The sequence below is a fragment of the Pelotomaculum terephthalicicum JT genome (genome assembly GCF_022410535.1).
Classification (GTDB): Bacteria; Bacillota; Desulfotomaculia; order Desulfotomaculales; family Pelotomaculaceae; genus Pelotomaculum_D; species Pelotomaculum_D terephthalicicum.
Window position 1 is genome coordinate 20,708 of record NZ_JAKNBL010000040.1, and the last position, 8,501, is coordinate 29,208.

The 8,501-nt window shown below is 47.9% G+C and carries 5 protein-coding genes, 1 tRNA gene and 1 pseudogene; 4 read left to right on the forward strand and 3 right to left on the reverse strand.

Going from position 1 to position 8,501, the window contains the following annotated elements; genetic code table 11:
- Positions 1-22: 22 nt before the first annotated feature.
- Entirely contained in the window at positions 23-436 is a 414-nt protein-coding gene (locus tag L9W92_RS15760) for a hypothetical protein (RefSeq protein WP_240084700.1), read from the forward strand.
- Between the two features lie 41 nt (positions 437-477).
- Here L9W92_RS15760 and L9W92_RS15765 read toward each other — a convergent pair whose 3' ends face one another.
- From L9W92_RS15765 to L9W92_RS15775, 3 genes are read right to left on the reverse strand one after another with little or no spacing between them, the layout of a single operon-like run.
- A complete protein-coding gene (locus tag L9W92_RS15765; RefSeq protein ID WP_240084701.1) occupies positions 478-3,591 on the reverse strand; it encodes an efflux RND transporter permease subunit in 3,114 nt (1,037 codons plus the stop codon).
- Between the two features lie 16 nt (positions 3,592-3,607).
- The gene (locus L9W92_RS15770; RefSeq protein ID WP_240084702.1) at positions 3,608-4,720 is read right to left on the reverse strand and encodes an efflux RND transporter periplasmic adaptor subunit; all 1,113 of its coding nucleotides are present in this window, start codon (positions 4,718-4,720) and stop codon (positions 3,608-3,610) included.
- A gap of 15 nt (positions 4,721-4,735) precedes the next feature.
- Entirely contained in the window at positions 4,736-5,305 is a 570-nt protein-coding gene (locus L9W92_RS15775; RefSeq protein ID WP_312038111.1) for a TetR/AcrR family transcriptional regulator, read from the reverse strand.
- A gap of 733 nt (positions 5,306-6,038) precedes the next feature.
- Between L9W92_RS15775 and aroF the strand changes: the two genes are divergently transcribed.
- The 3 genes and pseudogenes from aroF to L9W92_RS19430 all read left to right on the forward strand — a co-directional run bounded on the left by aroF (position 6,039) and on the right by L9W92_RS19430 (position 8,402).
- A complete protein-coding gene (gene aroF / locus L9W92_RS15780) occupies positions 6,039-7,055 on the forward strand; it encodes a 3-deoxy-7-phosphoheptulonate synthase (RefSeq protein ID WP_240084704.1) in 1,017 nt (338 codons plus the stop codon).
- A 127-nt stretch (positions 7,056-7,182) separates the two neighbouring features.
- Positions 7,183-7,265 (forward strand) — tRNA-Leu (locus L9W92_RS15785).
- Between the two features lie 614 nt (positions 7,266-7,879).
- Positions 7,880-8,402 (forward strand): annotated as a pseudogene (locus L9W92_RS19430) (tyrosine-type recombinase/integrase).
- Positions 8,403-8,501: the final 99 nt, after the last annotated feature.

Here is an 8,501-nt window from a genome sequence, read left to right on the forward strand (position 1 = left end):
TTTGCTTAAAAGGCGTGTTGACATGAAATATATATGGTTTTTATTGATATTGTTTATTGTCATAAGGAGTATCAGACAACTGAGGAAACGTTCCGTTTCCTGGGACAAACCTGATGGACCCTTTGAGGAAACCGCCTGCGAACGCGAGGAAATTCTTTTTGACAGTTCTCCTGTTGATGAGCCAGGCAATAATGAGTTAATGTTGGACACGCCGGAATATCTGACCGGAGAGAGCAGTGAACCAACTACGGAAAACACTGATATTGCTGCTTGCCGGGAACATCAAGGGCGGCCTGATCAGTCTGAACCATTTGACGGGATAATCCGCCCCGGCGAATTTGTGAAAGGATTTGTTTGGTCTCAGATACTTGGTCCCCGCGGCGGGCTGCAGGCAAAAAAACACTATAACTCACATTTCCCAAGGGTAAAGATGTAATAAATTGGTCGTCGAGCAACGCGTCGAAGCCCATTGTCGGGTCAAATGATATCTTTTGACGCACTCTCCATAGCAGGCGCCGGGGTGCCGCGCCTGCTATGGAGAGTGCTTATTTTTTTCTTCATATCGTCCAATAAGGTATAGATGACTGGTACAACCACCAGGGTCAACAGGGTGGACGTAATCAAGCCGCCAATGATGGCGTGGGCCATCGGCGCACGTCCTTCCGCGCCTGAACCTAAACCAAGAGCCAGCGGGATCATGCTGACGATCATGGCCATGGACGTCATCATAATCGGTCTTAGCCTAATTAGGGCGGCCCTGCGCAGGGCTTCGTTTCTTTCCACGCCCTTTTTCCGCTGTTGTTTCGTAAAGTCGATGAGCAGAATCGCGTTTTTGGTCACCAGTCCCATCAACATGATAATCCCGATCATAGACATGATGCTGAGTTCGCTGCCGGCCACCAGGAGGCCGAAAATGGCGCCGATGATCGCCAGCGGTATGGAAAGCATGATCGAAAAAGGATCAATGTAGCTTTCGAACTGTGCCGCCAGGATGAAAAATATGAATAACACGGCTGTGATTAAGGCCAGAAATATATTGGTAAATGTATCGCCCATCATTTCCGACTGACCGCCGGCGAAAATGCTGTAACCTTGCGGCATCTGCAACTCCTGCTCGGCCCTGGCCGTAAAGGCGCTGTTAAAACTACCGAGGGATGTGCCTTCCAGGTTGGCTGACAATACTATCTCTTTTTTACGGTCGAAGCGGTTGATCTCACTGGAAGCCGTGGAAAAGACAGTATCGGTTACCTGGTTCAGCGCGATCATCTGGGTCTGCCCGGAACTGCCGGCCGCATTACGGCTGGCAAGATAAATGTTATTCAGGTCATTCAGGCTGCCGCGTTGCTTTTCGCCTAAAAGGACACGCACGTCGAAGCGGTCCTCACCTTCCTCGTACTGGCCGACCACCACCCCGTTGAACAGGGTGCGCAGGGTGTCGGCCACCTGTGCCGTGCTCACGCCCAGGTCGGTGGCCTGGTCGCGCTTGATCAGCAGTTTGCCCTCAGGTGTGCCGGGTTTGTAGCTCATGCCGACGTCTACCGCCCCGGGTATCCCTTCCATAATCCTCTGAGCCTTCTCGGCATACACATATAGTTCGTCCAGATTATCTCCAAGCAGGCGGAATTGGACTGTTTTTTCAGAACTGATGCCTCCCTGGAGGACGATGGACGTCCTGACGCCCGGCAGGACATTGAAGTCCTGCCGCATATCAGACGCAATTTGGTTAATCGTCTTGTCACGAAGTTCTTTGCCGGTGAGCTTGACGAATACGTTCACCTGGCTGGAAGTCACAGTGGTATATATGTTTAGCGTCTCGGGGTATCCTTTGACTATGCCCTCCATCCTTTCGGCAATTTTTGAAGCTGCCTCCAGATTCAAGCCGGCGTCCAGGTCGGCGCTGACCGAAAGCTCGCCTACGTCTGATTCGGGCATGAATGTTGAGCCGAGCATTTGGGTTAGAGACAGGCTGCCCACGAACAATAGAATAGCTACCATCATGGTTATCAACCGGTTTCTTAAGACGGTCATCAGAAAGCTGGCGTATATCCCGGTCAGGCGGTCGAATCCCCTGTTAAACCAGTGCAGGAATTTTTGCACAGGGCCTTTGGGTGTTTGTTCTTCCGGTTTAAGATTGCGGGAGGAAAGCAGGGGCACCAGAGTGAAAGAAAGCAGCAGCGACACTAATACGGCGCAAACTACCGTAATGCCGAACTGTTTAAAATATTGTCCCACGATACCGCTCATAAAGCCGACCGGCGTGAAGACCGCCACCACGGTTAAGGTAGTTGACGTTACCGCCAGACCGATCTCGGATGTAGCATCTTCGGCTGCTTCGAGAGGTGTTTTCCCGGACTTCATATGACGCACGATGTTTTCTATAACCACGATTGCGTCGTCAATCAGCAAGCCGACCGACAGGGACAGGGCCATTAGCGACATGAAGTTTAGAGAAAAACCCAATATCCGCATGGCGAAAAAGGTTGTAATAATCGAGGAGGGGATTACCAGGGCGGTGATCAGGGTGCTGCGCCAGTCCCGTAAGAATAAAAATACCATCAGCGCTGCCAGCAGGCTGCCTTCAAACAGGGTTTTTTCCACGTCACGAACCCCGTCTTTAATATATCCCGAGTTATCTCTGACCACATCTAAATGAACACCAGGCGGAAGCTCTTTTTTTAGATCTTCTATGGCTGTTGTGACTTTTTGGGCCACCTCCACGGTGTTGCTGCCGGACTGTTTTATAATATCAAGGCCGATTGCGGAGTTCCCCTGGTAACGGGATATGTTTTCGCTTTCCTTGGTTCCGTCCACCACCGTGCCGATGTCTTTCACAAAAAGCTGCACCCCGTCACGGCGCGCCACCGGCAGGTTGGTGAAATCGTCCACCTTGCTGATTTGTCCCGTGGTGCGAATTGTCAACTGCAGGTCGTCCTTTTTCACCTTGCCGCCCGGCACGTTCAGGTTTTCCGCGCTCAGGCTCTCCAAAACTTCAGGAGTGGTCAGGCTATAAGCGGCCAGCTTGTTTTTATCCAGTTGGATCTGAATTTCCCTTTCTTGTTTGCCGTATATTTTAAGCGAACCCACACCATTTATAGTCTCAATCCGCTTTTTGATCAAATCGTCGACGATGGTTGTCAGTTCCCGCAAGGACGCGTCCCCGTAGACAGCCAGGGAAAAGATGGGGTAAGCTGTCGGATCGAACTTGCTAATGACCGGTTCCTCAATATCCGCCGGCAGATCCCCCCGGATGCTGCCTATTTTGTCCCGCACATCCTGGGCTGCCACATCCGGCGCAGTATCCAGAGTGAACTCCGCGTAGGTGATGCAGACGCCTTCTTGGGCCATGGTATAGATGTGCTTGACTCCGGCTATCTGTCCCAGCGCTTCTTCCAGCTTCAGGCCGATTTTGGTTTCCACCTGTTCGGGGGAGGCGCCGTTTTGGACGATGGTCACGCCCACATAAGGGAATTCCACTTCCGGGTAATCGTTGATGTTCAGTCCAAGATAGCTGATTATGCCGAGGGTGACCAGCGCCAGGATAGTTACTGTGGCGAATACCGGTCTTTTCAGGCTGAGGTTGGTAATGTACATCGGTCCGTCTCCTCCATTAGTCGGAGATTTTAATGCTATCCTGGTCTTTCAACTTATTTACGTTGGTAATAATCACTTTTTGACCTTCAGTAAGGCCGGATTTGATTTCAACCAGTTGCTCAACCACCTGGCCTATTTCCACTTGCCGGCGATTGGCCTTGTCCCCTTCAGCGGTGAATACAAAAAACATGCCTTCCTTTCCGGTCAGGGCATTTTGGGGGACCGCCAATATTTCCCCTGTCTTGCCGGTCTTTAATTCGGCTTTGGCGAACATGCCGGGCTTTAACAGGTTATCCTTGTTGTTAATCCTTATCTTGGTCTCAAATACCCGTGCTGATTTATTGGCGGACGGGTTGATAATTTCCACTGTTCCGGTAAACTTGCGGTCGGGATATGAGTCCAGGGTAACGACCGCTTCCATGCCTCGTGTTATGCTGGCCAAGTCCTTTTGTTCCACACTGATAATCATGTGCACGTCAGATATGTTCTTTATCAACATAATTTGTGCGCCGGGTGACAATACCTGGCCGTTCGATACGTTACGGTCGGACACAACGCCGCCAATCGGCGAGTTTACCGTGCAGTTCCGCAGGGATTCCTCGGCGTTGGCCAGGGAAGCGGCGGCGGAACTGACTTCAGCTTCGGCTAGTTTTAAGGAGATTTCAATGTCTTCGAAATCTTTTTTAGATATCGCTCCGCTTTCATATAAGGTCTTGTTCCGTTGATAATTAACCTCCACAGTGGACAGGTTGACTTCAGCCTTTTGCAGGAGGGCGCGGCTAATGGTAACCGCGTTGATGTATTCCTGGCTTTCCAGGGAAACCAGAACAGCGCCGGATGCCACCGCGTCACCGTTTTCCACGCTTACCTGGTTCACCCGGCCGGCTATTTTGGCGCTGATCACAGCTTCATCAACCGCCTCAATGGTACCCGTGTATGATAATGTTTCTTCTTTCGTTACTTTTGCAGCTTCTTTTGCCTCAACCGTTTGTATTGATAAATTACTAGGTGCGTTAACTTGCTTGTTATTCTTCAAGTAATCACTAAATTTAAACAAGCCTAAGGCCAGGCCCAGCAATACAGGAATCCATAACCATTTTTTCCAGCTGCCTTGCAAAACAAGAATCACCCCTTGCTGCTGCGCTTATCTTCTTAAAATCCCGTATAATAAGGTGTCTTTCACTGCTTCCATGGCTTGTTTTGGGGTAAGGTTATTTTCTGTTAGAAACCCTTCTTCAAGCACGGCATCCATTGTTCGCTCAAATACAAGTATGGCTACCGCAGGATTCAGGTCCGGGCTCACATCACCGTTTTGGAGACCGGTGTAAATTAATTTCCGGACCTGCTCTCTTTTAATTATTTTGACTCTCTCTGTTTTTTCCCATACTTCCGGAAAATACAGTTTTAATTCCTTCATGTGCTCCAGCAAACGTTCCGGATCGTACTTGGGTATATAGCTAAAAAATATATCTTCAAGCTTTTCCAGCCAGCTTCGTTGGTTGTTTGTTATGTTTTTCACGTAATTACTTAATATCTCCAGATGGTAGTCAACTACAGCGTCAATAAGCGTTTTTTTGCTGGTGAAATATTTGTACACCGTTTTTTTGCTGATGCTTAAATCCGAAGCAATGTTGTCAATGGTGAATTTCCTGAATCCATATTTTTCTATTTGACTGGAAGCGGACTGAATTATTATTCCTCTCAGACGGTTCAGCTCCCCTCTCTAGGGAAACCATATTGGTTTCTTGAGTTTCCGCATGATTAAGAATAACAGCCGTATTGAAATATGTCAATAAAAAAACTGTCATGAAGTAATTGTGTTTTTATTGTCTGTTTGAGAAAAAAAATATAATTTAAACCAGCGGGAAGCATATAATCAATGCAGGAACTTTAACGATAGGTTGAGGATGAGATAGAACGAATATTTCCCCGAAGCATCAAAATAGATGATTGTAATGGCAGCAATGTTTGTGGTATACTGATTTTAATATAAAATGTGAAAGTCAATGAAGGAGAAAAGTAGACTGGTATCAGTCCTCCAGGGAAGGAATGTCGTTGATTGGAAGCATTCTCAGGATATGGCCAGTTGAAGTTCTCTCCAGAGAAGCCGGCTGAAACCGCTGCCTGCGGCAAGTAGGTTTGGACGTAATCTCCCGACGTTATATGGGAGGGGGTATCGGAATGTTATTCCCGTACTCTTGCCAAGGGGGTATCATGGTTTTACCATGGACCAATCAGGGTGGTAACACGGAAAGCGTAGGCTTCTCGTCCCTAATGGGCGAGAGGTTTTATTTTTATACACGTGCAATAGCATTCCCGTATCTGATTAGAGAGGGCTATTATGGCCAACTAGGGTGGTACCGCGGAAACCTGCTGCTTTTCGTCCCTTATTATGGGAGCGGCAGGTTTTATACATTTATATAAATTGAAGGAGAGGTTTTAGTACAATGGTAGTAGTTATGAATTTGACAGCCGGGACGGAACAAATTAACGCTGTTCAACAAAGGCTTGAACAATTCGGCTTTGAAATTCATATTATCCGCGGGGTAAACCGTCTGGTTATCGGCGCTGTGGGGGACCGCCGGATAATCAGTTCCCTGGGCTTGGAAGCCATGCCCGGAGTGGAAAAAATCGTGCCGATTATGAAGCCGTTCAAACTGGTGAGCCGGGAGTCTAAAGGACAAAGCAGTTTAATCAAGGTAAAGAACGTAATCATCGGAGGAGATGACGTAGTCGTAATAGCCGGTCCATGTGCGGTTGAAAGCAGAGAACAGTTGCTAACCGCCGCGCGGATGGTGCGCCAGGCCGGGGCGGTTATTCTCAGGGGAGGCGCTTTCAAACCCAGAACCTCGCCGTACAGCTTCCAGGGGCTGGAAGAAGAAGGTTTGAAATTGCTGGCCGAGGCTTCTGCCGAAACAGGATTGGTCACGGTAACCGAAATAATAGATGAGGCCAGTTTGGAGCTTGCGCGGGATTATGTAGACATGATCCAGGTGGGAGCACGGAATATGCAGAATTTTCGCCTCTTGCGCGCAGTGGGGCGTTCGGGTAAGCCTGTCCTGCTGAAGCGCGGTCTTTCAGCTACTATCGAAGAATGGCTGATGGCGGCGGAGTATGTGATATCAGAGGGCAATGAAAATGTAGTTCTATGTGAGCGGGGAATTCGCACCTTTGAAACTGCTACGCGTAATACCCTGGACCTGAGCGCTGTTCCGGTTGTTAAAGGGCAGAGTCACCTTCCGGTAATTGTGGACCCCAGCCACGCAACCGGGGAGCGAAAGCTAGTGGCTCCCATGTCCATGGCGGCATTGGCGGCCGGTGCTGACGGCTTGCTGATCGAGGTCCATCCGGAGCCCGACAAAGCGCTGAGTGACGGCCCACAGTCACTTACTCCTGAAGATTTCAGTTCTTTAATGGCGGAACTAAGAAGGCTAGCCCCCGCAATAGGCCGGCGCATCAGGTGAAATATATACTTTCGTGATACTGATTACTCAATACTAACAACCCGTAATACTAACCCGTAATACTAACACTTGCTTTCAAAATGTCTGTCTGTTATAATATCATCTGCAAGGTCACTTGTGTTTATTTGTCGGAGTGGCGGAACTGGCAGACGCGCACGTTTGAGGGGCGTGTGGGCAACCGTACGGGTTCAAGTCCCGTCTCCGACACCACAAAAGTCAGTAATGACAAGGGTTTGAGCCGAACGTGGATTTTATGAAACGTTCGGTTTTTCCTCTTGGAACGTATCCGGGATACGTGTGGGGGAAAAACGTGTCCGGGATTAATAATATTCCCGGGAAAACACATGAGATGTCCTGTAAAAAAAATTTACAGGAGGCTGAAATTTATGGCAAGGCACCGGAGAACCACTATGGAAATTGAGGAAGGCACCCATACCCCTAGCCATCCAGGCGGAGACAACTGAGATTTTTGCGTGAAGGCGTTCATGGAAAGCTTGACCCAGCGGAATTTATCTTACTATACAAAAAGGCACCATAAGCTTAATTTCATAGGGGTTCACAAAATTCTAACCTCGCTGAATTACCCCACAGCTCCTATAAAGATAACTACCGATTATTTAAAAAAGACTATACTACAGAGCCTTCGAATTGAACTAAGTCCCACTACAATTAACCATTATATTAGAACCATACAACAATTCTTTGCTTTTCTTCTGGAAGAAGGTTATCTGCTTGAAGACCCGGCAAAGCCATTGAAAAAGGTTAAAGCTCCGAAGGTAATAATTGAGGCTTTTACAGCAGAGCAAGCAAAAGAGCCTTTGGCTATGCCAAACAAAAAAACATTTGTAGGCTTCCGGGATTACTGTATTATGCTGGTTTTACTTGACACAGGCTTAAGGCTATCAGAATTACTAAATATCCATCTGGATGATATTGACCTTCATCAACGGAAAATTAAAGTCATGGGCAAAGGAGCCAAGGAACGTTACGTCTTTTTTAATACAACAACCAGGGATGCCTTAAAAAAATACAAGAATGTTCGCGGCAGAAGTTTATATCATTCTTTCCTGGATAAACCGGGAGGATGGCCCCTTAAAACGCGAGACAATACAAGGCAGATTAACTCAATATGGACAACAGGCCGGATTAAAAAATGTCAGGGTATCACCTCATACTTTTCGCCACACGTTTGCCAAACTTTTCATTCTTAATGGCGGTAACACCCTTGCTCTTCAAAACCTCTTAGGACATTCTACTTTAGAAATGGTCCGGCATTACGTTAACCTTTGGGGTACGGACTTACAGGCTATGCACCGGCAGTTTAGTCCGGTTGATAAACTCTTCTAAATCTTAAAAAATATCTTTATGTCTACGATTTCTTATTGGAAAAAGTCCCCAGTGTAACCGTTATATTGATCGTGATAGAGGTTCTATACAGGATGGGTA